The sequence below is a fragment of the Alloacidobacterium dinghuense genome, from assembly GCF_014274465.1.
GTDB lineage: Bacteria > Acidobacteriota > Terriglobia > Terriglobales > Acidobacteriaceae > Alloacidobacterium > Alloacidobacterium dinghuense.
Map to the genome: position 1 here is coordinate 5,300,740 of NZ_CP060394.1, position 23,366 is coordinate 5,324,105.

The 23,366-nt window shown below is 53.8% G+C and carries 18 protein-coding genes; 15 read left to right on the forward strand and 3 right to left on the reverse strand.

Going from position 1 to position 23,366, the window contains the following annotated elements:
* The first annotated feature begins 163 nt into the window (after window positions 1–163).
* From H7849_RS22180 to H7849_RS22220, 11 genes are all read left to right on the forward strand, one after another.
* The gene (locus H7849_RS22180) at window positions 164–478 is read left to right on the forward strand and encodes a hypothetical protein (protein ID WP_186742613.1); all 315 of its coding nucleotides are present in this window, start codon (window positions 164–166) and stop codon (window positions 476–478) included.
* 129 nt (window positions 479–607) lie between these two features.
* Window positions 608–1,681 carry a class I SAM-dependent methyltransferase gene (locus H7849_RS22185; protein ID WP_251106410.1) on the forward strand — a complete coding sequence of 358 codons (1,074 nt, stop codon included), beginning with the start codon at window positions 608–610 and terminating at the stop codon, window positions 1,679–1,681.
* A gap of 122 nt (window positions 1,682–1,803) precedes the next feature.
* On the forward strand, window positions 1,804–2,358 hold the full coding sequence (locus tag H7849_RS22190) for a DinB family protein (RefSeq protein WP_222439722.1): 555 nt from the start codon (window positions 1,804–1,806) through the stop codon (window positions 2,356–2,358).
* Window positions 2,359–2,424: 66 nt separating this feature from the next.
* On the forward strand, window positions 2,425–5,418 hold the full coding sequence (locus H7849_RS22195) for a sensor histidine kinase (RefSeq protein ID WP_186742614.1): 2,994 nt from the start codon (window positions 2,425–2,427) through the stop codon (window positions 5,416–5,418).
* Window positions 5,399–6,034, forward strand: a complete 636-nt coding sequence (locus tag H7849_RS22200; protein WP_186742616.1) for a response regulator — start codon at window positions 5,399–5,401, stop codon at window positions 6,032–6,034. Before H7849_RS22195 ends, H7849_RS22200 begins: the two co-directional genes overlap by 20 nt.
* A 184-nt stretch (window positions 6,035–6,218) precedes the next feature.
* Entirely contained in the window at window positions 6,219–9,929 is a 3,711-nt protein-coding gene (locus H7849_RS22205; protein ID WP_186742618.1) for an Ig-like domain repeat protein, read from the forward strand.
* A 266-nt stretch (window positions 9,930–10,195) separates the two neighbouring features.
* Window positions 10,196–10,393 carry a hypothetical protein gene (locus H7849_RS27745; protein WP_490337737.1) on the forward strand — a complete coding sequence of 66 codons (198 nt, stop codon included), beginning with the start codon at window positions 10,196–10,198 and terminating at the stop codon, window positions 10,391–10,393.
* A gap of 119 nt (window positions 10,394–10,512) precedes the next feature.
* On the forward strand, window positions 10,513–10,767 hold the full coding sequence (locus H7849_RS22210) for a hypothetical protein (protein ID WP_186742620.1): 255 nt from the start codon (window positions 10,513–10,515) through the stop codon (window positions 10,765–10,767).
* Window positions 10,768–10,793: 26 nt separating this feature from the next.
* Window positions 10,794–10,883: a hypothetical protein gene (locus H7849_RS27750; protein ID WP_490337738.1), complete on the forward strand. Its 90-nt coding sequence runs from the start codon at window positions 10,794–10,796 to the stop codon at window positions 10,881–10,883.
* Window positions 10,874–11,014: a hypothetical protein gene (locus H7849_RS27755; RefSeq protein WP_490337727.1), complete on the forward strand. Its 141-nt coding sequence runs from the start codon at window positions 10,874–10,876 to the stop codon at window positions 11,012–11,014. The genes H7849_RS27750 and H7849_RS27755 overlap by 10 nt, the downstream gene beginning before the upstream one ends.
* A 51-nt stretch (window positions 11,015–11,065) precedes the next feature.
* Window positions 11,066–11,884, forward strand: coding sequence for a class I SAM-dependent methyltransferase (locus tag H7849_RS22220; protein WP_186742623.1), 819 nt, complete (start codon window positions 11,066–11,068; stop codon window positions 11,882–11,884).
* A gap of 351 nt (window positions 11,885–12,235) precedes the next feature.
* Here the strand turns inward: H7849_RS22220 and H7849_RS22225 are convergent, their stop codons facing one another.
* The gene (locus H7849_RS22225; protein WP_186742625.1) at window positions 12,236–13,198 is read right to left on the reverse strand and encodes a hypothetical protein; all 963 of its coding nucleotides are present in this window, start codon (window positions 13,196–13,198) and stop codon (window positions 12,236–12,238) included.
* Between the two features lie 225 nt (window positions 13,199–13,423).
* Window positions 13,424–13,834, reverse strand: coding sequence for a fibroblast growth factor (locus tag H7849_RS22230; RefSeq protein ID WP_186742627.1), 411 nt, complete (start codon window positions 13,832–13,834; stop codon window positions 13,424–13,426).
* 229 nt (window positions 13,835–14,063) lie between these two features.
* On the opposite strand from H7849_RS22230, the gene H7849_RS22235 reads away from it, so the two are divergent.
* The 3 genes from H7849_RS22235 (at window position 14,064) to H7849_RS22245 (ending at window position 19,320) form a co-directional block, all read left to right on the forward strand.
* Window positions 14,064–14,657, forward strand: coding sequence for a sigma-70 family RNA polymerase sigma factor (locus tag H7849_RS22235; RefSeq protein WP_186742629.1), 594 nt, complete (start codon window positions 14,064–14,066; stop codon window positions 14,655–14,657).
* 224 nt (window positions 14,658–14,881) lie between these two features.
* Window positions 14,882–15,562: an RNA polymerase sigma factor gene (locus H7849_RS22240; protein ID WP_186742631.1), complete on the forward strand. Its 681-nt coding sequence runs from the start codon at window positions 14,882–14,884 to the stop codon at window positions 15,560–15,562.
* Between the two features lie 404 nt (window positions 15,563–15,966).
* Window positions 15,967–19,320: a CHAT domain-containing protein gene (locus H7849_RS22245; protein ID WP_186742632.1), complete on the forward strand. Its 3,354-nt coding sequence runs from the start codon at window positions 15,967–15,969 to the stop codon at window positions 19,318–19,320.
* A gap of 221 nt (window positions 19,321–19,541) precedes the next feature.
* Here H7849_RS22245 and H7849_RS22250 read toward each other — a convergent pair whose 3' ends face one another.
* Window positions 19,542–21,191, reverse strand: coding sequence for a clostripain-related cysteine peptidase (locus H7849_RS22250; RefSeq protein WP_186742634.1), 1,650 nt, complete (start codon window positions 21,189–21,191; stop codon window positions 19,542–19,544).
* 348 nt (window positions 21,192–21,539) lie between these two features.
* Here H7849_RS22250 and H7849_RS22255 point away from each other — a divergent pair, with 348 nt between their 5' ends.
* A complete protein-coding gene (locus tag H7849_RS22255; protein ID WP_186742636.1) occupies window positions 21,540–22,931 on the forward strand; it encodes a serine/threonine-protein kinase in 1,392 nt (463 codons plus the stop codon).
* Window positions 22,932–23,366: the final 435 nt, after the last annotated feature.

The window sequence follows — 23,366 nt, forward strand, 5'->3', positions numbered from 1 at the left end:
AACGAGGCGTCGATGTCCTTCGAAAAAAGCGACACATCTGAGATATGAAAGACGCCCTCGAATAGCGGAGTTACTAACGGACCGAAGATAAGTAACGCGTTCGCAGTGTTACTTATAAAAGGCTAGTTGCCAGTTATCCCGTCGTGTACTATCACGGACATTGATGAACTCTGATGCCTTTGATCTGCCTACCAAGAAGGGGTTGATAGATCGTCTTACTCCTTCGATGCCGCTCCTCGTTTTCACCGTGTCCATGTTCTTGAATGACATCTTTGTCACACAAGCGCAGCGCGATGCCGGAAAGATGCCGTCGGTTTGGGTAGTGATGGCTCGCGAGCCAGCCGACCTGCATACCCTGGCTTCCGGCACGAGTGCTCCATTTCGCTGGGAGCCTCTTCATGGACAGCCTCAGTCGCGTTTGTGGACAGATGACTACTCAAACCTGCTGGGAGCAATCAAGTTTTTCGCGAACGATTAGTTACCTCTTTCGTCGAGTGATGCTGCTTCCTGTCACTGGCATCGATTTGCAAATATATCAACGGTACACCTGTCGTCTTTGGTCATCGATTTCCGATTTCCATATGTAGACGAAAGGAGACGAGTCCAAATGAGTACAACACAGGCATCTGCGATCGATATGGGCCAACTCAATTGCTTTATCGGTCAGTTTGTAACTGATCTCGGGGCCGCAGTCCACACGGGCATGGTCGTAATTGGGGAGAAGTTAGGCCTTTACAAGGCCCTTGCCGGAAAAGCAATGACCTCGGCACAACTCGCCACGAAGACGAACACCGACGAGCGCTACCTGCGCGAATGGCTGGCTTCACAAGCTGCCGGAGGATATATCACCTATGATGCGAAGAGCGACAAGTTCAGTCTGAACGACGTACAGGCTCTCACACTTGCGACGGAAGACAGTCCCGCGTATCTGCCTGGAGCATTTGAACTGGCGTTAGGTTCGCTTGCCGCAGTCCCGAGAATCGCAGAATCGTTTCGCACGGGCGCGGGAATGGGTTGGCATGAGCATGCCGACGGCGTCTTCCATGGATGCGAGAAGTTCTTTCGCCCCGGTTACGTTGCCAATCTTGTGAGCGCCTGGATTCCTGCGCTGGATGGCGTGAAAGAGAAGCTGGAAGCTGGAGCGAGAGTTGCGGACGTCGGGTGCGGCAAAGGGGCTTCGACCTTGCTGATGGCGAAAGCGTTTCCGAAGTCGCAGTTCTTCGGATTTGATTATCACGACAAGTCGATTGAAGCGGCGCGCGAATCTGCGAAACGCGAGGGCGTTGCGGGTCGCATGAGCTTCGAAGTATCCAGCGCGAAAGATTTTCCCGGCAAGGACTACGATTTCGTCGCTGTGTTTGATTGCCTGCATGACATGGGCGATCCGATCGGGGCCGCAGCGCACGTTCGAAGCTCTGTGGCGCGCGATGGAGTATGGATGATTGTTGAGCCCTTTGCCAATGATCACTTGAAAGACAATCTGAATCCGGTGGGACGTGTCTATTACTCTTTCTCGACGCTGCTGTGCACGCCGTGCTCACGATCTCAGGAAGTTGGGTTGTGTCTGGGGGCGCAGGCCGGCGAGGCGCGCATTCGCGAGGTTGTGACGTCGGCTGGATTCACTCGCTTTCGGCGGGCAGCAGAAACACCATTCAACTTAGTCTACGAAGTCCGACCTTAACTTGAGCTGCCGCCCCGGGGTCGAATATTTCGCTCCGGGCTCGGGCTCTGCCTGTAGCTAAGGTTGCTCTTGCTGTGCAGCACAACATGGTTGCTTCGGAAATCCAGGATGGAGATGCGAGAATGCGAACGACTACGAAAGACGCACGCGCGAGTCAGGCTTTCAGCAAGATCAACGGAGCGCCAGCAAGTCGTCGCGCCGCGGCATTGGCGGATCGCATTGAAGAGTGTGCTGAACTGCTCGCCGCGTTTGCCGAAGGACTTTCGGAGGCAGAGTGGCGCACCCCGGTGCCCGAGGGTCGGAAGGATGGGCGTTCCGTGGGCGTAATCGTGCATCACGTTGCCAGCGTCTACCCCGTCGAGATTAATCTGGCGCAAAGCGTCGCGGCCGCGAAGCCTGTTACGGATATTACCTGGGATGTGGTTGCTGAGTTGAACGCTGAGCACACCGAAGAACACGAAGAGATAAGCAAGGCTGCAGCGCTCGAACTCCTGTTGTGGAATAGCCGTGCCGCCGCCTCGGCGGTACGCGGGTTCACGGATGAAGAGTTAGACCAGGCCGCACCTTTTTCATTGAACTCGGACGCGCCGGTCACTGCGCAGTTCGTGATTGAGGATCACGCTCTTCGGCACAGCTGGCACCATCTTGCCCGCATTCGGAAGGCCTTGAGACGGTAATCGGTCGCAGTGAGAAGAACGAACGCCTTCTGAGCAGCTCTCTATATCCAATATGATAGAGACAGCTTGCCAGCACGACGAACGTTGAATCTTAGCAACTCATACAAGGTCTTTCCTCTGCTCCTTGCATTGACCCTCAGCGCAAAGAGCGTGAAGGCGTCGGATCCTCAACCATCGCTCCGCGATGAGGTATTGACTACCTGGACGACTGAACAGGGACTTCCTCAGAATTTCATCACATCACTTGCGCAGACATCCGATGGCTTTGTCTGGGTGGGGACGATGAATGGACTGGTGCGCTTTGATGGGCTTCATTTCCGTGGATTCGGCCAGGACGGACCGCCGGAACTGCAAGGGTTTATTGGCGGCCTCGTGAGAGACGGTGGCGACGGTCTTTGGATTGTGACAGCTTCAAGCTTCTTTCATTACGAGCATCATCGATTTGTGCCAATTCTTTTTGAAGGGCGACCGCACTATCGGATTGACGCGATTGCCCGCTCAAAGGACGGAGAATTATGGGTCTGCTTTGAGGGCAGACTGGAGCGAACCCAAGCGGGCAGATTGGTTCCCGCACGCTTGCCTGACGGAGTGCATCGCGTCAGCGATCTGGCAATTGGAAACGATGGCTCTCTCTGGATCGCAGACGGCGAGAATATCTTCCGCATGCGCAAGGATTCGGTCGTTGCAAAATACAATCTGCGGGATTCTCGTTTTCTATATTCTGACCGCTTTGGCGATCTTTGGGCAGGCGACGGTCATCGCTTGTTTCATTTTGACGGGAACGGCTTCACGAGAGTCAACAAGCCTGGCTTGGGTAACTTTGTCAGCGTGATGGTTGACAGCCATCATCGGCTCTGGATGGCGAGCGGCGGACTTCATGGACTCACGCGCAAATCCGGCGATGAAGTAGAAACCCTCACCCAAGCCAACGGGCTTGCGAGCAACGATGTTCGTACGATTCTCGAAGACCACAACGGAGATTTCTGGCTGGGGACGATTGCCGGTCTTCAGCGTCTTCATCAGGGCATCTTTACGAGCTATTCCGTAACGAACAGAGTGGCAGGACAACACACCCAGACGGTTTCCATCTTTGAACAAAGAGATGGCTCCATATGGACGGGGACCCTCGAAGGAGGCGTGGTCCGTTGGTGGGAAGGTCACTCGCACCGGTTCGATAAAGCACAGGGACTGTCTCCGGGACAGGTTCGAGGGTTTTTTGAACACGGTGCCGCTCCGGCAATCGCGATCGCAGACTATGGGATATTCGAGAAGCGTGGCAGCAGGTTTGCGAAGATGACGCGGATTCCGCATGGATATGTGAGCACTCCAGTTGTTGACGGTGTTGGAAGCGTCTGGTTCCGCATTGAACATGTAGGAATTTTCCGATTTAGGAACGGCGAGGTTGCCGAGTTTGGAACCAAGGACGGTCTCAGCGGAAAGCCAGTTTCGTGGCTGGGTCTTGATCCTCGTGGCGATTTGTGGGTCGGAGATGCGGCAGGGATGGAACGCTGGAATGGAAGCCGCTTTGAACGCGGGTTTTCCACCGATGGACCGGTTCTTTGCGCGGCGTGGCCACGAGATGGATTGGCTATTTGTACATTCAATGGCTTGTTGCTGCGAAGTGAAACGAATGGCCGCCAACGTTTGCTAACACAGAAAGAGGGACTGCCCGGTAATACTGTGCTTGATGTAATGAGCGATGATGCGGAAAATCTCTGGATTGTGACAGCAAGCGCCATTGCTCGCATTGTGCATGAACAATGGAAGGCGTATGCCGAGGGTAGAAGTTCACGAATTGATCCAGAAGTATTTACCGAAGCGGACGGCCTCAAGAGTCGCTATGTTTTGCCGCTGAATGGTGTGACAGCCATACGGGCGCACGATGGGCGCATGTGGTTTGCAACGATCAAAGGGCCGGCTGTTATTGATCCACATCTCATGGCCACACAGCCTGCGCAGGCAGTCCTCGACAGCATCGTTGTGGACGATCAACATAACCTGTCCGGAGATTTGATCATAGGTCCGGGCCGGCATCGCATTACTTTTGCCTACACAGCTCCGGCCACGGTTGCTCCAGAGCAGACCCATTTTCGTTATCGCCTGGTGGGGTGGGACCGCGATTGGGTTGACGCGGGAACATCGCGCGAGGTATCGTACACAGGCCTTCGGCCCGCTCATTATGCATTCCAGGTGATGGCGACGAACCGCGAAGGTGGCTCAAGTGGACAGCCAGCGCAGGTGGAGATTCAGATCCGGCCGTTCTTCTGGCAGACGAAGTGGTTTCTCATTGTTGTCATTTGTGCGGCGATCGGCATCATTGTCGAAGTTACACGGCGATTCACTCGCCGCAGAGCGGAACGGCTCAGCATGCGATTTCAGGAGCGTGTTGCAGAGCGCGAGCGAATTGCGCACGAGATTCACGATACGGTGATTCAAGACCTGATCGGCGCAACGCTGCAACTTGAGCTGATTGGATTTGAGATAGCCGATCAGCCTGGAAAATCGAAGGCGTCACTGGCAACACTGGCAGGACGAATGCGCGAGACGATTGCGCGCAGCCGGAACATGGTCTCGAACCTTCATTCGACAGCTGTAACCCAATACAGTCTGGTGGAAGTGCTACGGCACTCGGAGGCGGAGTTCCGATCAGGACCGCTGCCCGTATTCGATCTGGTTTCCCAGGGTGAGCCGCGCGAGGTGCAGCCTCTGATTCGGGATGAGGTTTACCGCATCTGTCGTGAAGCCCTGGCAAATGCTTTTCGCCACGCACATGCAGAATATGTAACAGTGGAGGTACGTTTTCTTCCCGATATGCTTGAAGTTGAGATCGCCGATGATGGAAATGGCATGACCGAAGACCTCTTGCAGCACGGCCGCACCGGACACTTCGGATTGCGCGGAATGCACGCTCACGCACAACGCATCGGCGCTACGCTGGTAATCGAAAGTGAACCGGAACAAGGGACGAACGTTATACTGCGCGTAAAGACATCCAGTTCTTCACTGTGGCGACGCAATGGCAGAGGCAGATTCAGGGGAAATGATGCAGACGCAAGTTGAAACTCCGGTTCAGGTGCTGATTGTCGACGATCATCCCATGGTGCGCGAAGGGCTCGCGGGTGTGCTGGAGCGGCAAAATATGAGAGTCGTTGGACTCGCCGCTACGGGGAAACAGGCAATCGAAATGTATTCGGTCCTCAGACCGGATGTTGTCCTGCTGGATCTTCGGCTGCCAGACCAGAGCGGATTTGATGTCGTGCGCACTGTGCTCGGCAATGATCCACAGGCGCGTATCATCATTCTGAGCTCAGCCCAAGGCGATGCTTCGATTTACAACGCGATCAGCCTAGGTGTCCGCGGATATCTCCTGAAGGGGATCGACGGCGCTACGCTTGCCGATCAGGTACGGCACGTCGCGGCAGGCGGCAGCTGCCTTTCGCCCGAGACCGCCGAGAAACTAACGCAATACATCTCTTCGCAGAAACTGAGCGAGCGCGAAATCGAAGTTCTCGGCCTCATCTCAAAAGGCAAGAGCAATAAAGAGATTGCCGATCTTATCTTTGTGACCGAGAACACGGTCAAGATGCACGTAAAGAAAATTCTTCTAAAGCTACAGGCCAATGACCGCACGCAGGCCGTGGTGATTGCGATCCAGCGCGGACTCCTCGACGCCTGATGCAACTACCCTTTCGGGTAGTTTGAAAACTATCCTTCGTATTTCGAGCTTTGATTCCAGCTAGAGTGTTAACCTTTCGAAAATTTCCCACCTTGGATGCCACGAGGCCTATGCGGAGATGAGCAACAGCTGCTGAGCATGGGACTGGCATCTCCACCCACGCTTTCTTCCGGAGGTTGGTTGCATGAAAATCTACTGTCGCCGAGCGCTGAAGCTCGTTACGTCGATGACTGGGATGCTGCTGATGCTTGCGCCTATGGCATACACGCAGGTCAAGCCGAAGATCACCCGTACGATTGATCCCACACAGAGAAAAATGCTTGCTGGCACGGTGCACCCGCTGACCAGAACGGCAAGCGATCAGGGCCGAGTGGATGCCGGCCTGACCATGAAGGACATGCTGCTCACGCTACGTCCATCGGCAGATCAACAAGCCACTTTAAAGAAATATGTGGATGATCTCCACAACCCGAACTCCCCAAACTTCCACAAATGGCTTACCCCCGCGCAGTACGCAGCACAGTTCGGAGGAAGCGACGAAGATGTTCAAGCCATTAGCAGTTGGCTCTCAGCCAATGGGTTTTCCATCGAAGAAGTATCACGCAGCAAGAGCTGGATTCGTTTTAGTGGAAACGCGGGACAAGTAGAAACTGCCTTCCAGACAGAGATCCATCAGTACTCCGTCAAGGGCGTGAAGAAATATGCCAACGCGACCAACTTGTCGATCCCGGTTGCGCTTGAGCCGGCGGTTACAGGCGTGGTAAGCATGAATAACTTCCTCGCAAACCCGCAACACACTTCACCTGCAACCATCGCCCGCAATGAGAACGGAAAGCTGGCGCGTGTTGCAAGTACCAGCACGCCAGCCACGGCGTCACCTTCGTTTACTTCGGCAGGGAGCCAGATTGAGACCTATCTTCTACCTGGGGACTTTTCAAAGATTTACGACACGCAGCCCGTTATCAACAACGGCATCAATGGGACCGGAGTTTCAATCGCCGTTGTGGGGCGTTCCGACATCAGCATGTCAGATATAGAAGCATTTCGCACGATTGCGGGGCTTCCGTTCAATGATCCGAACGTCATCTATGCCACAACCGATCCAGGCGTAGTCGAGGGGGACAATGTCGAAGCTTCACTCGACCTTGAGTGGGCGGGTGCAGTTGCTCCTAAGGCGAGGATAGACTACGTGATCGGCGCGACCACATCCACCACGGATGGCGTGGACATCGCCGCATCCTACATCGTCGATAAGGCGCTTGCTCCCATCATGACGGTGAGCTTTGGCCTTTGCGAAGCTGACATGTCGGATTCGCAGATATCCTTCTACCACCTGCTCTGGCAACAGGCTGCGGCCGAAGGCATTACGGTTTTTGTTTCTTCCGGAGATGCGGGTGCGAGCGGGTGTAACGATCCCGGTGCGGAATCCACGCACTTTGGTTTCGGTGTCAATGGTCTTGCTTCTACTGCTTACAACGTGGCCGTAGGCGGGACCGAATTCAATGACGCCGACCTGAATACTTATTGGAATCTGAACAACGCTAAGAATCTGTCTTCCGCAATTGGTTATATTCCTGAGGCAGTGTGGAATGAATCCTGCGCCGCTGATGTTGCCCCGAGCTTTACGAACTGCAATTTTCCTCCGTACTATCTCTACTCCTATGCAGGAGGTGGAGGCGCAAGCTCATGCGCGACCCGCACCACGGACGATTCCGGCACGGAATATTGCGCAACGGGGTATACAAAGCCGTCATGGCAGACAGGTGTTGGCGTTCCCCAGGATGGTGTGCGCGATCTGCCTGATCTCTCGCTTGCAGCGGCAGCCGAGCATGACGGCTACATGCTCTGCTATGAAGGCAGTTGTCAATGGACAAAGAACAGCGACGGCTCCATCACCCTCGAACAGGCTTCCATTGTCGGCGGCACTTCCGCAGCTGCACCTTCCATGGCCGGCATTATGGCCCTGGTGGAGCAGAAGCATGGACAATTTCAGGGCGTAGCAAATTATCAGTTCTATCAATTGGCGAATGCGCAACAAAACGGCAACTGCAACTCCAGCCAACTCACGGACCCGACGCAAAAGAGCGCATGCGTCTTTCACGACATTACGCTTGGATCAAACGCTGTGCCTTGTTTTAAAGGAGGACAAGACTGTCAAGGTACTGATTCGCCTGTGGTCGTCGGCCTGAGTTTGCCTCCCGCCCTTTTCCCGCCTAACAGCTTTACGGATGGACATGCCGCAACAGCTGGATACGATCTAGCCAGCGGCCTGGGCTCCGTCGATGCTGCCAATCTCATAAATTCATGGGATGTGCATCGGACACTTCGTTCCGCAACCACATTGAGCCTCTCGCAAACCACATTCAAGCACGGCACATCTGTCGTACTGAGCGGCAAGGTGAGCGCTTCATCGGGCAAGGGTATGCCTTCAGGGGACGTCCTGATCACGGCGAACTCTGCTGAGTCAGTCGCGAGTGCCGCATTGAGCGCAGGCATGTACAACGCATCCACCATTAATCTGCCTGGCGGTCACTACACGCTCACGGCAGAATATTCCGGGGATGCTACATACGGAACCAGCAACTCTAATCCAGTTGCTGTGACCGTTGCTCCCGAAGACAGCACTGTAACCGGAACGAGCTATGCGTACAGCCGCTTCTACATTCTGGGCAACAGGCCAATCGTTCAACTGAACAACACTTCGTTTGGCAATCCATACTGGCTTCGGTTCCAAGTTGCCGGTCTGTCAAGACCTACGGACGCGACCGGCTCTATCCAACTGTCGCAAGGTGGAAAATCTGTCGGCACGTATCCCGTCGATAAGACCGGGATGATTTATATACAGTGTGGGCCGCAAACGCCGTGCGATTACACGCCGGGCACATACACATTCAATGCAGCGTATTCAGGGGATGGCAGCTTCCACGCGAGCAGCGCGACCTTGACATTCACCATCGCCAAAGGCACGACCTACTGGGAGACTGCAGCCAGCAACACGACTCCGATTGCAGGTACACGAATTACCGGCTATGTCTACTTCGGCTCCGATCCGGCTGCTCCGCCATCAGGCGCCGTAACCCTTGCGCGCTCTGACACTGGAGCAACTCTGGGCACGGGCATACTTGATAAGACCGGAACAGCAAGCATACCGTTTAATGCGCCTGCCGGTGCCTACTTTCTGGTCGCGAACTGGGCTGGCGATGCGAATTACACCAATGGGGGCAGGAAGACAGAGCAAGAGATCATTACGGAGAGTACGGCTGGGACGAAGGCGGTAAACATCAGCCTGAATCTCGGAACAAATTCGTTCCCACTTGGACAGAGGACGGAATACTCCGTTACGGTCACACCTGCAACGCAGGGAAGCACAGCTGTTCCGATAGGCTACGTTACCTTGTATTCGAACTACGGGCAGATCAGCGGTCAACTCGCTCTCTCCGGTGGACGCGCAAGCGGCATCGTAGAGTGGGACACCGTGGGATCGCAGAGCGTTTATGCGGTGTATAACGGGGACGGAAATTATGCCGGAGCCAACAGTACACCCATAACTGTGCACGTGGCCCAGGGTGTTCCCACAGTCAGGCTACAGGCAGAAGCGACCCGTGTGCAGGCGGGCGCGCAAATAAGCGTTACCGCTTCGCTGATTAGTTCGCTCGCATCCACGAATGTCGCGGCACCGACCGGCACGATTCAGTTCTTCGATGCAGAGGACGGCCAAGCTCGACCAATCAGTGTCCCGCAGGCGGTTGTCGGTGGCAATGGCGGGACGCTCATCGCGACGCTTGCGGCGACGCTACCAAAAGGCACGAACCTTATCACAGCTGTCTATTCAGGTGACGCCAATTGGAAGAGTGTCATATCCGTGCCAGTTACGGTTATCGTCAACGGTCATTGAAAACCGAATCTGGAGATGACAGCAGCATGTCATCTCCAGACTCACCTCCCTCGCCATCTGTTCCCTTAAACGTTTTACTTAAGCACATTCTGCGCATATACTGGCTCGGGCCGAAGGTCAAACTTCGCGTTGTCGCAAGGAGACCAGTATGTGCGCTCGCATTCGTTGCTTCGTTTTCCGCAGACCCTGTCACCTAGGCTACGGCAGCGGGTTACTCGCTCATTGAGGTTAATAGCATCCTCGGTAAGCTAGGCCATCCGATCGGCATCGCAAGTTACAAACCGTATCAGTCTCTTGGCGAAGACTTCCTCCAGAACTACCTCGGCATGATCGGACTGCCCATCGACATCCGTCCTGAGTTCCCGACCGATGCCCACACCGTCCTGCTCACTGGCAGGCTAAGTATGATCCCGATATCGTCGACAAGGTCAAAAAACACCTTGAGCAGAGTGGCAACGTGGTGATCACCGCGTCTCTATTGAAGGCGTTGGAGGGAAAAGGGATCGAGCAAATCGCCGAACTGCATGTCACTGGCAATGTGCTGAAGATGGATTAATTCTGGGGCGGTTTCGGCACTGGCCCAATGGCGGCCAACGATATTCTGGTTCCTGAAGTGGCCTTCCAGGCCAACGATGCCTGGCCCGTCGTGCGCGGCATTCTAACGGCGGCGGCGCTCCGCTGCTGCTCATGGATAAATATTCGCACGGCATTCTTTACGTCCTCGCCATCCCCGAGGACCCCAGGGGATCTCTACGCGCTTCCCCAACAGGCGCTTACGCAGATCAAGCGCTATATTATGGCAGGGTTTCCAGTCTGGATGGATGCCCGGCCAAGGTAGGCTTCTTCGCCTACGACAACAAAACGATGGTGGTAGAGTCGTTCCTCGATGCTCCCGCGCCGGTTACGCTCTCCATACCTGGGACAGCGAATCCCGGCGCGCCCCTATGCACATAAGAAACCTGGCCACGGGTGAACTCATTGAAGGCAAGACCGCCGCGAGCACCAGGTTCACTTACGATCCAGAGCGCATCGAGTTCAAGGTAGAAGTTCCGCCTCATAGCTTTACAGGATTTGCCGAGGAATAGTCCTCGCCAGCGTATAACAAGCTTGGATCAGAGAGGATGGGGCTACAGATCATGCCGACAGTCGATCTCTATGACAGCGCATACGGAAACTATGAGGAAGACGTTTATCGGCAAATCCGTATAGCAACTTACGGAGAGGATTTTGGCCAGACGAGTTGGGTGACAAACGATGAGTCGAGTGAGATTCCTCAATTATTGGCTGTCACACCGAACTCCCATACGCTTGAAATCGGATGTGGCTCAGGCAGGTATGCCCTGCAAATTGCTGAGACAACCGGTTGCAGCATTGTGGGCCTGGACGTCAATGAGGCCGGAATACGCAATGCCAAGGCTCTTGTGAATGCACGCGGTCTTTCAGGCCGAGTGTTCTTCGAGCATTGCGATGCATCCGAGGGTCTGCCCTTTCGCCATGCCAGCTTTGATGCTGCCTTTGCGAATGACGTTATTTGCCACATTCCCAGACGGCTCTCATTGCTGCTGGAAGTCTTTCGGGTTCTGAAGCCGCTGGGACGTCTTCTGTTCAGTGATGCTCTGGTTATTGGCGGGGCGATTTCGCATGAAGAGATCGCAACACGTAGCTCAATCGGATACTACCTCTTCACTCCACCGGGGCACAACGAAGAGCTAATTCGGAAAGCAGGTTTTCGCCTGCTCAGGGTCAGTGATACAACCGCGAACACCACCCGCATTGCCATGCGTTGGCGAGACGCCCGCGATTCACGTCGGGACGAGTTGATCGCCGTGGAAGGCGAACCTAACTTTGATGGTCTCCAGCAATTTCTTTCTTGCGTGTGCGCGCTCAACAGTGAGAGACGTCTGCTTCGTTATGTCTATCTCGCGGAAAAAGATCCGGTTCCGGTTGGTGATTAAGACAGCATTACCGCTCAGGCGGAGATGAATCTCATCCGTGGCTCATAAGTCCATTTCAGATGCCGTCACCGTATCCAGCGTGATTCCGCCATCCTGACTTTCCGTCGAGCGGAACTCACCTCACTCTCAGTCTTCTTTGTTCCAGGTCGTTGAACAAATTCCTCCAATCCGTCGATTATGAAAGCGACAAAGAGGGTCGTCAGGATTAGTACAGCGAAGACGGCGATGGCAATAATGTCAGTCATGTCTCCGCATCCCGCGATCTATCGAGGGTGTTCTTTATCGGGAGTTGTGACAACAGCACCGATCAAGGAGTTGCTGCAAAGAATTCCGGCGTCCAACGACTGAGGCTCATTGATGAGTTCCGAGAGGTGCTCCTGGGGCCGAGATCTCTGCCAGCCATGCGTCATAACGCCGCCGCGAAATTTTCACGGCGGCGCGTACGGTGTGGCCGCCTTCTGCGATATAGGGATGAGGCAGAAGTAGAGATCCCTTTGTACCTGTCTCCACCAATGATGTTGTTAGCGAATCGGATATGGCCTCAGAGTCGAGGTTGGAGGATGCAGTAACTTCATATTCAAATTCAACATGTCCGCTATAGTGAATTCCAAACTGAAAGGTACCGCCGTTTTCAACCAACCTGCCGAGCGCAGGGTCAAGTCGAATCAGGACATCTTGTATCTCTTTGTTATTGACAGGCGCGTCGATGAGGCACCATGTCTCGTCATCGCGGCGCAGGTGGTTCAGCCGTTCAACAATCGAAGGATCTTCCTCGCTGCCATCGAGGTTGCGGTCAATCTCCTGGCGCACACTGTCGATGGACCCGAACAGGAGTATTTTAGAATCGAGAATGGCTAGTGAGCGCACCTCGTCGAAGTCCCTGCGCTCGCGTGCAAACGGCGGAACCGCCAGGATGCTGATACTACGGTAGCGACCGACGGTTGCACCGCCGGCCGCCGCAGATTTATAGATACCCTGTTGATCGAAGTGCCCGTTCGCCAGAAGACTGTGCTCGCTCAGTTCACCCTTTTTGTCAGCAATAGCCACGAAAACGACCTGATGGATGTCGCGCGTGCTGTCGGCGCCGGTCAGGGCAAGAAAATCATTGAAATCGGTGGCACTGTTGTGGGTGAGGACAACAAAGTTGCCGTGACCGCCTGGGGATGATGGAGCAGTGATTCCCGCAACCGACTGAGCACCAGGAGGAATCATAGAAAGAAGCTTACGATCCGTCGACACTGCGAAACTCACGGAGGCGATGAGCGGCAAGAGAGACGCTATTAAGAAGACTTTCTTAGTGGTAAATCGCGGCATACGACCTCCCTTTTACCTGGCCGACGAATCGACGTTGCATGCTGCTATCAACGACGACTTTGGGAATATCCCTTCACGAGAGAGTTAGAAGTGAATCATCAAGCGTTGTGGAGAGAATGGAGGAGGTTGGCTATTTATCGATTACAGACAATTACTCTCGCGACGAGTTAAGAAAATGGGCCCAGAGCCGTTTGGCTCCAGGCACATCAGCAACGAATATCCTCTTCACTTGAATGCGACAACGGTTTGAGTGGCAGCGCGAAGCGAAGCCTCTTGCCGTTGAGCATCCTTTTCCAACTTCGAGACAGAAAACGCTAGATTCATCTGTCCGGAGGTGCAGAGAATTTCGCTGAGGAAGTATTGATCGCCATATTTATGGAAGACCAACTTATTAGTCTTTGTTTTCTCGCCGTCAGCGTTGACAATGCCTATCGCATGAAACTTGTTTTTGTTGACATTTCGAATCTCAACGACATTGGGGTCAATCGAAACAAGCCTGTAAGTTCCAGAGGGGAGTAATTTGCTGGCAACCGTGAAGTCAAATGGGATGTTAGCCTGCACGCCATTCTCTTGGGCCGAGGCGCCAACCGCAGCAAAGCCGGCTAGAAGAATTGTGATTGCGGTGATTCGTTTCATGGGCCTTTCTCCTTTCAACTCTGTGAAGCGTCGTTTTTCTGACTGCCTTCATTCCATAAAGCGCAGTTCAGAGGTGAAAAGGGCAATCGGCTTCAAGGGGAGATTCATCGACAATTGCAATCTGTGGCTCGCGAAGCCTAGCCTAGGGTTAGAAAAAGCGCGGTTTCATCCGCACATGAAAGCGTGACCGCCGGGCCTGTATCCACTGAGATTGCTATGAGCCATCGCCATGCATGCTGCTGACAGTCAAGTTACGCTCCTCTTGCAGGCCATGAGGAAGGGAGACGCATCCGCGGCCGATAAACTGATGCCCCTCGTTTATAAAGAACTTCATCGGTTGGCGAAGTCCTATATGCGACGCGAGCGAACCGACCACACGTTACAACCGACTGCGCTGATCAATGAGGCCTACCTGCGCCTTGCTTACGACGCTGTCGACTGGCAAAATCGCCAGCACTTTGTCGCGGTCGCTGCAAACGTGATGCGTCGCCTACTTGTCGACCACGCACGAACTCGTCAGGCTGAAATGCGAGGAGGAGATCTTCAGCGAGTTGAATTGAACGAAGAAATTGCGATTTCTGCCAAGCACTCAGGTGAGGTGTTGGCTCTGCACGAGGCGCTAAATCTTCTTGCAGAGGTGAATACCAGGCAGGCAAAAGTGGTCGAGCTGCGCTATTTTGCAGGGCTCTCCGTTGAAGAAATAGCGGGAATTCTAAACGTGTCACCCCGAACTGTGAAAAGCGACTGGGCCCTGGCAAGGGTATGGCTGTTCAATGAGATACAGCGGTCTCGTGCCTCGAAACTCGACAAGCAAGGAACCTAGAGGAAATTCAATACCTTCCGTCCACGTCACCGGACTCGACAACGTCGGGTCTTTGTCAATTACCTAAAGAAACTACACCACACTAACGGTGCGAAAACGCTGGCCGTGGCTGTACGCTGCAATCACTATCAGAGCACAGCCGTCTCGCTGTCGAATCTGTTGTCTGCGCTTACTTTGCTAACGAATTCGGGCAGCCGACTCTTCCAGTTCCTCGTGTAGAATTCGTGCACTGCGTTTCCGAGGCTGCGTTGATTCCCTACTCTTCCATGGCAGTAGAGGAGTTGCTCCGTGCTTGCGCTGAATCGAATGACAGTGCGGCTTGGGAAGAGTTCGTTGCGCGTTTTCAACGCGATATTAGTCTGTCAATCATTCGCACAGCTCGCCGATGGGGATTTAGCCCTCCGGAAGTCGTTGACGACCTGGTGCAGGATACGTATCTCAAGCTTTGTGCTGATAAATGCCGCCTTTTGTATGAGTTTGCGATCGCTCATCGTGAGGCCATTAACGGATATGTCAAAACCGTGGCGATTAATGTCGCTCACGACTATTTCAAGTCTCAGCAATCCAGAAAGCGTGGGGGCAAAATCGTCGTGCAAGCGAATGAAGAGTTGGAGCCGAAGGCTGCAAGCGAGAGCCTGGGGGGCCAGAGCACCATGGAGCGCGAGATTCTCCTTCGCCAGATTGACTCATGCCTGCAAAACTGCACGGAAGGACCCAGCCAGGAGAGAGATCGCACCGTCTTCTGGCTTCACTATCGGCAGGGTATGACCGCCAAGGAAATTGCTGCACTACCGACAACAGGGTTAACGGTCAAAGGCGTGGAGAGCGTCATTCTGCGGCTGAAATGCATGATTCGAGAGAAGATAAGAGATCTGCCATCCGGCTCCTCTACCAAGGCTGAGTAGGCTCGGAAGGATTCTGGTCGAGAAAGTCGTCCTCATATAAGGAGAGTTGCTTTTTGGAGCGCCCAGTAGACAAACATCTTGACGACGTTGATATCGAAGATTTCCTGTCGGCATCAGGGGATGCTGTCGTCACGGATGGCCCGGTAACGAGGCAATCTGCGGAAGGCGTTGAAAGACACCTCGATTCTTGCCTGGAATGTAGTCGAAAGGTGCGGATGCATAGAGATGTGCAAGACGTACTGCGGAGCCTAAAAGGTTTACGCACCAGTGGGCCCGATCCGGAGTGCCCTGACACTATTGATTGGACAGCCGTGGCCGCCGGGCTCTTGCCTGCGGCGGAATCCGAGCTGCTCCTCAGACACGCGGCGAATTGTGAGCGTTGCGGAGCGTTATTGAGCGACGCTATGCACGTTCTTTCCGATGAGGTAAGCCCCAATGAAGAGGTTATGCTCACCAGCCTGAAGAGCAACGATCCGTCGTGGCGCAGGTCGATGGCACAGAAGATGAGCAGAGCTGCACAGCCGCCTCTTGAAAGCAAATGGTGGATCCGGATATGGGAAGCTCTCAGACCGCAACTTCTTCCGGTCTCCGTCGCATTGGCGTCCGCTGTGATTGTCGGATGGATTGCATTTCACTTCTTCCTCTCCCATCCTCACCAAGGCCCCGCTGCACCCCTGGCACTTATTGCGTCTGCTTATACTGAACATCGAACATTGGAACTGCGTATTCCCGGAGCGAGCAACGCACCCATCCGCGTGGAACGTGGCACTAGCGGCTCAAACTTGGACAAACCGGAAGATTTGCTTCGAGCTGAAGCCTTGATTGGTGAGGGATTACACAAGAATCCGGACGATACCACGCTACTGGATGCCAAGGCTCGTGCAGATTTGCTTGATAACAACTACGAGGCCGCGATCAAGTCGTTACAGCGAGCACTGGAAACCGAATCTAACTCGGCGCCGCTGAAGATAGATCTAGCCACAGCCTATTTTCTGCGGGCTGAGAAGACAGGTAGAGATGGCGACTACCATTCCGCAGATGAGTACTTAGGCGAGGTCTTAGCTACAACTCCCGACAATAGCGTTGCTCTGTTCAATCGAGCTGTCGTGGCAGAACGCATCTACTTATATGGAGCGGCGGAAGAAGATTGGAAGAAGTTTCTACAGATCGAGACTGATCCGGGATGGCTATCGGAGGGCAAGCATCGATACGAACTGCTGCAGCAGAGAATACAAAAGCAGGAACAAAACAATTCGCGCGCATCGCCGATTCGCGACCCGGCATCCGCCCTATCAGCCCTGCGTTCTCACGCGATTAACCCCAATGACAAAACTTGGCCCCTGCCCCTCGACGAAGCATATCTCGACACAGCTCTAACTGAATGGCTCCCCACAGTTGCCAGCCACAGGCAACTGGCAGAGAAGAAATCATCGACAGAATGGGCTGCTCTGAATGCGCTCTCTGACATCCTGCGTACGCAGCACGGCGATGAATGGCTATCTGATCTCCTCAAAGGTCCGCATTCGTCAGCGTGGGCTGACGGAGCGCTTGAACTCTCCGCGGCCGCGCAAGCGAATGCGCAGGGTGACATGGATGCAGTCATTGCTCATGCCACCCGATCCATGAAGCAATTTCAATTGGCGAGAAATGACGCAGGTGAGGTCGGGGCGAGATACGAATATTTCACTGGCTCGAATCAGTCTCAGTTGGAAGATCGATGCATGTCCATCGGCTCAAGCGGACTCCAAGGGGTGCATCGCCATCATTATGCGTGGTTCGAAACTCAAATCCTGTTTGTGGTCTCGGATTGCTACTTCTTTAAAGGTAATACAGAGCAAGCGATGCTGTACGCAGCACACGCGGTAGCATTGGCTGATCAGGCGCGCTATGCGGTCCTGCAGCTCTGGGGTCAATATTATCTCGATGGTGTCCAGACACCGTGGGTAGCTTCACCCGATTCATGGGCTCGCATCTCGGCTGGCCTTCGTGAGTTCAGCCAGGGGTGGTATCCGCCTGTGAACGGATATGTCTTCTGCGTAGATATGGGCCATGCTGCCGAGTCCAGGGAAATGTGGCAACTGGCAGAAGCCGCAGCTAAAGAAGCTGTACGAATGTCTTCCGGAATAGCTCGCACGTATGAGGCCTTTGCTCATCATTGGCTGGCACGGGTAGCCGAAGCCGCCAATGACACAAAGTTGGCGGAAATAGAGTATGAAAAGGCCAGCGAATTATTCAGCGGGTTGGGGACACGGGAGGCTCGTGCGCTCCTTTTAGAATCTGAAATTGACCGTGCATCTTTGGAAGTAAAGCAAAAGAAATTCGAAGCGGCAGGGGCTCGTCTTGAAAGGGTGAAGGCCGGTCTTTCTTCGGGCAATTATGACTATGCCTATGTTGTTTCGCACTGGGCATCATTGGGGGAACTCCACCTCCGCACAGGTAAACTGCAACTGGCGGAGACCGAACTTCTGGAAGCAGTAAGACTGATCGAAAAGAACGAAGACTCGCTTTCGTCGGAAGCAGATATCCTCACATGGCAACGAGAAACCGCAGGAGTTTATCGCGCTTTGCTGGAAATTTACAGCGAGAATTACCGCGATGGGGCAAAGTCGTTTGGATTTCTGGAGTGGTATCGAGGCGAGCCTCTGTGGCTTGTTGTTCGCTCCAGGCGGCAGCCCGGAGTGCCGTCTATCGCTCAGGGAAAATCTTCTTCAGGCTTGACATCAGTTTTTGCCCCGCGAGAGTACGCGCTTAAACCGGGAGATGCGGTGATAACGTGGGCTTCCCTGCCCAATGGACTCGCTGTGTGGCTGCTGGATAGCAACGGCGTGCATTTCTCCTGGGTAAATGTAAGTGCAGCGTCACTGCTTGCCACTGTTACCAGGTTCACTCGGTTGTGTGCTGATCCCTCATCGGATCCAAATGCAATCGATCGAGATGCCCATCAGTTGTACGACTGGTTGGTTCGGCCCGTGGAGACGAATCTTAAGGGTTCTGCCAGGCTTCTTGTTGAACCGGATGAATCTCTCACTTTCATCCCTTTCCAGGCACTCAAAGCGCCCGATGGCAGATACCTGGGTGACCTTTTGCCAATGGTTGAGTCGCCAGGTCTCGCATACTCGCAAATACTTCGGCCCGCCACAGCCGTGTCAGCGCATAATGCGATTTTGGCTGTGGGCAACCCGCTGTTAACAGACCCGGACCTGACGGAATTTACTCCTCTACCGGAAGCAAATCTGGAGGCTCACGATGTTGCGGCTAAGTTCGATCACCGGCATCTCCTGACGGGTACGGACGCTACCCTGACAAAGGTCAAGGAGATGCTGCCGCAAGTGGAGATCTTTCACTTTGCCGGTCACGCCCTTTCAGGAAATCACGGATCTGGCCTGATACTCGCCCCGGAGGCGGGGAATGCCGATGAGGCAGGATTGCTTGGAGAAACCCAGCTTCGTGGGCTGGAACTGGCAAACCTGAAGCTCGTCGTTCTTTCAGCGTGCGAAACTGCCGTCTCAAACGAGGGCCTGGTGGATCCGAGCAATTTGGCGCGCGTATTTATGCGCGCCGGCGTCCCCGATGTGGTCGCAAGTAAATGGCGCGTCGATTCACAAGCGAGCAGCGATTTGATGCACGACTTTTACACGCACTTGCTGCAAGGACAGGCCGCCTCCAATGCGCTCAAGGAGGCTGAGCATGATCTCAGATCCAAACCGGAGACATCTCATCCATACTATTGGGCAGCGTTTTCCATCTTTGGTGGCTAGCATGAGTCAGCATGCTCTCAAAGCGGAACATACAACTGGGTGCGCTTGAAAATGACCGGTGTGTATCGCAAGATAAAGTTTGCATCGAGAGGCGGGATTGGGGGATAGTGCCGGGCCATCCAAATGACGCACGGGCAGTGCGATGATTTTGCCCGCCCGTACATCATGTAACCCACTCCGATAACCGGGTATTGACGCGGCTTAAAGTCGCCCCAGTCAGATCATGCCACTGAGCGCTCGGCAGGCTGTGCGACTTCTATCGTTCTACTCATCAGATCTGCTATCGTTCTACTCATCAGATCTGCATTTCCACCCAGTAGTTGACATACCAAATTTGCCCAGCGCGTGTCCTGGTTGAATTTGAGTTTCAGGTAGTCACCCCATAGGATTTCATATCCGGTAATTTGTGGGCCGTCTCCTTTATGTGGAGTACCGGGGGTTTTGTGTGGAGTGCCTGGAGTCTTTACGTCGTCACGTGGCATCACCTTTGGCACCACCTCTTGTTTCACTGCATCGTCGATCAGGGAGGTAATAATGTCGAGAGTTTGCGGGAAGTAAATGGCAAGACCATACGGATCGATCGATCCGTCCTCCCCTGCGTCACGATGGTAGAGGATGTACGGGGAGCTCACGAGCACATCGAGGGCGTTCTTTGCCTGATTGGACACGGCGGCGTAATTTTTATTGCGTTCGGGCTCTTCGACGTGTTCCTGGGAGAAAGACTGTGAGAGCTCTTTGCAGAAGACGCCAAAATCAATGTATGTGACCTCATCAGGAGTGCGTGACGCATCACGTGCGCGAAATATCATACTTTTCGCTTTCACATCCGCATCCCATTTTGTGGCAGCGTCCAAGGCATTGACCAACTCTGTCATTGCCTTCACAAGGTCGCTGCTCTTCGACAAATTCATTGAAGACAGGGAAACCCTGGTCTTGCTGCCTTTCTGGGTGTACCTCTCCCGGAATCTGCTTATGATAGCTGCTGACAGAGTGTTGGCATCCATCCCCGGGAATTTGCTCAAGTCGCCCAGGATGGTATCGTAGGGCCAACTTTGGTCGGGCACCACTTCATCCGAAGCAACCACGAGCGACACTGATCCGGCAACTTCGTGACAAATTTCGGTCATCGCCATCAGGCAGGAGTCAAAACCCAACAAGTCAATCTTGAAGTCGACCGCCTTGGGATAATTCTTGAGAAGGTCCTCCTTAGAATATTTCTCGAGAATCTCCTCCTCGGAGTATTTCTTGAGAAGGTCCTCCTTAGAATATTTCTCGAGAATCTTCTCCCGGGAACATTTCTTGGAATAATTCTCGAGAATCTCATCCTTGGAATAATTCTCGAGAATACCCTTGCGAACCACCCCCGCGGAATATTTCTCGAGGATTGTTCCAAGTTCGATGTTTGTCACGTAGAGGTTAGGGTTAGGAACGTTCGGACTCAGTGAGTCTTTCGGCAGAGGATTCTTGTAGAAGTAAAGGTGGTCAAGACCAGCGCCATGTCCCCAGAGAATAAGAGCAATCCTCTGTCTTTCTGGAGGCGTCGCCGTCGATCCCTCTGGCGTTGCCGTCGATACGTGAGGCATTGCGGTCGGTAACTTACCCGCTGCCTCCTCCAAGCTGAGGAAATCCTTTAACCGTTGCGCCCGGTTTATGTTTACATAGTTCTTGTCCGCTTCCCAAACCAGTTGTTTCTTGCCCCCGACGCATCTGTAGCGAGACCCCTGCCCGGGGCTGGGCCCATCGAGTTGGACAACAATATCAACATTGTTCAGTGAACTAGCATCGGTTAACTGACGCAGGCTGACCAGAGCGTCATCGTAGAGCGTGTTGTCAGCGGAAATATAGACGAGCATCTTCCAAGGTTGATCCATTTCTTACCTCACATGGTTTTCCCTTATGTCTCACTTAAACGACCTCACAGAGCAAAAGCCTGTACTGGCTTAAGAATTATTCGGCTATAAGAGCCTGATGTCCACGCGCAGTGCTTCTTTTGTTAGGCGACAGTGTGGAGTTCTGGATAGCCTGGGCATCAACGCGCCATCTCAGGATCAGATCATTACACCAGCGCGAAAAGGTTTTTTCGACCATCTGTCGTCTGCAGAGTCAGAGATGATGCGCCGAATAGAAACTTCGCACAGCGCATACATTCAGGGCCAACGGAAGGTCAACAATCCAAAGATAAGGGCCTTCATAAGTCTTTAGCCGGTCGGATTAGAAGTATGGCATCTCAGAGACACTTGGTGGAGAAGTTATTTGAGGGGGCTCTCGCGCTCAAGGCCACGGAGCGATGTGCCTTCCTCGATGAGGCATGCAATGGCAATCCTGAGTTGAGGAGGATGGTTGAAGACCTTCTGGCTGATGACGCCAGGGCGGGCAGTTTTCTCCAGCATGCGCCGTTGGAATTTCTTGGGGTGGCAGACGAGAACCCTCACACTAAGAACGGTAATGCGTCGTCAGGCAGCGCTCCTGCTGGTAGATTTTCCCCGGGCCGAGTGCTCCTCGGTCGTTTCGTAATTGTTCGTTTCCTTGCCAAGGGCGGAATGGGGGAAGTCTATGAGGCGGAGGACAGATTTCTACATGGTGCGCATGTAGCCCTGAAGACGATTCTTCCTCACATGGCCGATGATCCTGGTCTGCAAGAGCGTTTCGCGCGTGAAGTCGTGCTCGCGAGGGAAGTGATCCATCCGAACCTCTGCCCCATATACGACATCTTTCATTGTGACGAGCAACAGTCAGGCTGCATGTTCCTGACCATGAAGCTGCTAAAGGGTGAGACCCTTGCGGAACGATTGAAAAGGCGTGGTGCGATATCGCTTGACGAGGGACTCGCAATCCTGAGGCAGATTGTTGCCGGGTTAGCAGCCATCCATGCGGCTGGGATCGTTCACCGTGACATAAAGCCGAACAATATCATGCTCGACGGGACGGGTCCGGACGTGCGGTTATGTATCACTGATTTTGGTCTGGCGAGGGCATTGGAGTCCGAGCTAACTGTTTTAAACGGCGGAGCAGTCATTGGGACACCCGACTATATGGCGCCGGAACTATTTCTTGGCCAGCCACCAACTCAGGGCACTGATCTCTATGCACTCGGTGTCGTTCTGCACGAAGTATTCACAGGTAGAAAGCCGACGATCGCCCCCGACATGTCTCTTGTTGCGGTGCGTCAATTGAACGGCTCAAATCTGCCTCTATACTGTGTCCAGCTAATCCGGCACTGCCTGGATCGTGATCCCGTGCGCAGGTGTGAGGCTTTTAAGCGCGCTTTCGATCTTCTGGTTCCCAACTCTGTTCGCGATGGCCCGATTCACGGAACAAGCGAGGTGCGGAGACGAAGCAGCTTCGCTGGCACAACTCCAACCATTTGCGTAATCGGGGTTGGATCATGGTTGGAATGGGAGCAATTCGAAAGCCTGCTTCATCCCCTGTCACTGAGAAGTTTTGTTGCTCCATTGAGCTTGCCAAAGACATGCGATGCCCGAATGACACCTGCCTTGACAGGAGTTCTTGGCGCAATCGAACGCGAGCTCTCGCGTCTTGATGAATTTGATCGTGATCTCGTCGAGTCTGGATCTGAAGATGTGAACCCGGATGCTCAGGATCCGTTATAAGAAGAGCACAGCGATATGCTCGACGATTTCCTGGACGATCATTGCATAGAGCGACCGAACAAACAGATGAGATCAGGCGTAACTTGCGTATTGTATTTCCCCAATACTTGCGTCATTTCCACGCCGCGAAATTTCTCAGAACTACTTGCATTCACCTGGTCTGGGAGTATGCTTCTCCTCAACGGAAGAGAGATCTTCCAGCGGGAGAGAGCAGACAACGACCATTAGGAGAACCGGCGACGGATCTCGCGAAGCGACTGGGCAACTGGAAGCTTTGAATGGAGCCGAAGAAGCTCTTACAACGGATAGCGCGACGGGAAAGTGAGGAAAGCGCGGGCCTCAAGGTTCGCAGGTTCTGAACGTTTCCGAAGCGACAATCGGTTGTCGTCTGGAGGCCGAACCAGATCTTCAAAAAAATCGGAAAAGAAGGGGCGA

What these genes read in the sequence shown, in the direction of transcription:
- H7849_RS22180 (WP_186742613.1), top strand. Translation starts at nt 164, where the DNA reads ATGAACTCTGATGCCTTTGATCTGCCTACCAAGAAGGGGTTGATAGAT.
- H7849_RS22185 (WP_251106410.1), top strand. Translation starts at nt 608, where the DNA reads ATGAGTACAACACAGGCATCTGCGATCGATATGGGCCAACTCAATTGC.
- H7849_RS22190 (WP_222439722.1), top strand. Translation starts at nt 1,804, where the DNA reads ATGCGAACGACTACGAAAGACGCACGCGCGAGTCAGGCTTTCAGCAAG.
- H7849_RS22200 (WP_186742616.1), top strand. Translation starts at nt 5,399, where the DNA reads ATGATGCAGACGCAAGTTGAAACTCCGGTTCAGGTGCTGATTGTCGAC.
- H7849_RS22205 (WP_186742618.1), top strand. Translation starts at nt 6,219, where the DNA reads ATGAAAATCTACTGTCGCCGAGCGCTGAAGCTCGTTACGTCGATGACT.
- H7849_RS22210 (WP_186742620.1), top strand. Translation starts at nt 10,513, where the DNA reads ATGGCGGCCAACGATATTCTGGTTCCTGAAGTGGCCTTCCAGGCCAAC.
- H7849_RS27750 (WP_490337738.1), top strand. Translation starts at nt 10,794, where the DNA reads ATGGTGGTAGAGTCGTTCCTCGATGCTCCCGCGCCGGTTACGCTCTCC.
- H7849_RS27755 (WP_490337727.1), top strand. Translation starts at nt 10,874, where the DNA reads ATGCACATAAGAAACCTGGCCACGGGTGAACTCATTGAAGGCAAGACC.
- H7849_RS22220 (WP_186742623.1), top strand. Translation starts at nt 11,066, where the DNA reads ATGCCGACAGTCGATCTCTATGACAGCGCATACGGAAACTATGAGGAA.
- H7849_RS22225 (WP_186742625.1), bottom strand. Translation starts at nt 13,198, where the DNA reads ATGCCGCGATTTACCACTAAGAAAGTCTTCTTAATAGCGTCTCTCTTG.
- H7849_RS22230 (WP_186742627.1), bottom strand. Translation starts at nt 13,834, where the DNA reads ATGAAACGAATCACCGCAATCACAATTCTTCTAGCCGGCTTTGCTGCG.
- H7849_RS22235 (WP_186742629.1), top strand. Translation starts at nt 14,064, where the DNA reads ATGCATGCTGCTGACAGTCAAGTTACGCTCCTCTTGCAGGCCATGAGG.
- H7849_RS22245 (WP_186742632.1), top strand. Translation starts at nt 15,967, where the DNA reads ATGCACGTTCTTTCCGATGAGGTAAGCCCCAATGAAGAGGTTATGCTC.
- H7849_RS22250 (WP_186742634.1), bottom strand. Translation starts at nt 21,191, where the DNA reads ATGGATCAACCTTGGAAGATGCTCGTCTATATTTCCGCTGACAACACG.
- H7849_RS22255 (WP_186742636.1), top strand. Translation starts at nt 21,540, where the DNA reads ATGGCATCTCAGAGACACTTGGTGGAGAAGTTATTTGAGGGGGCTCTC.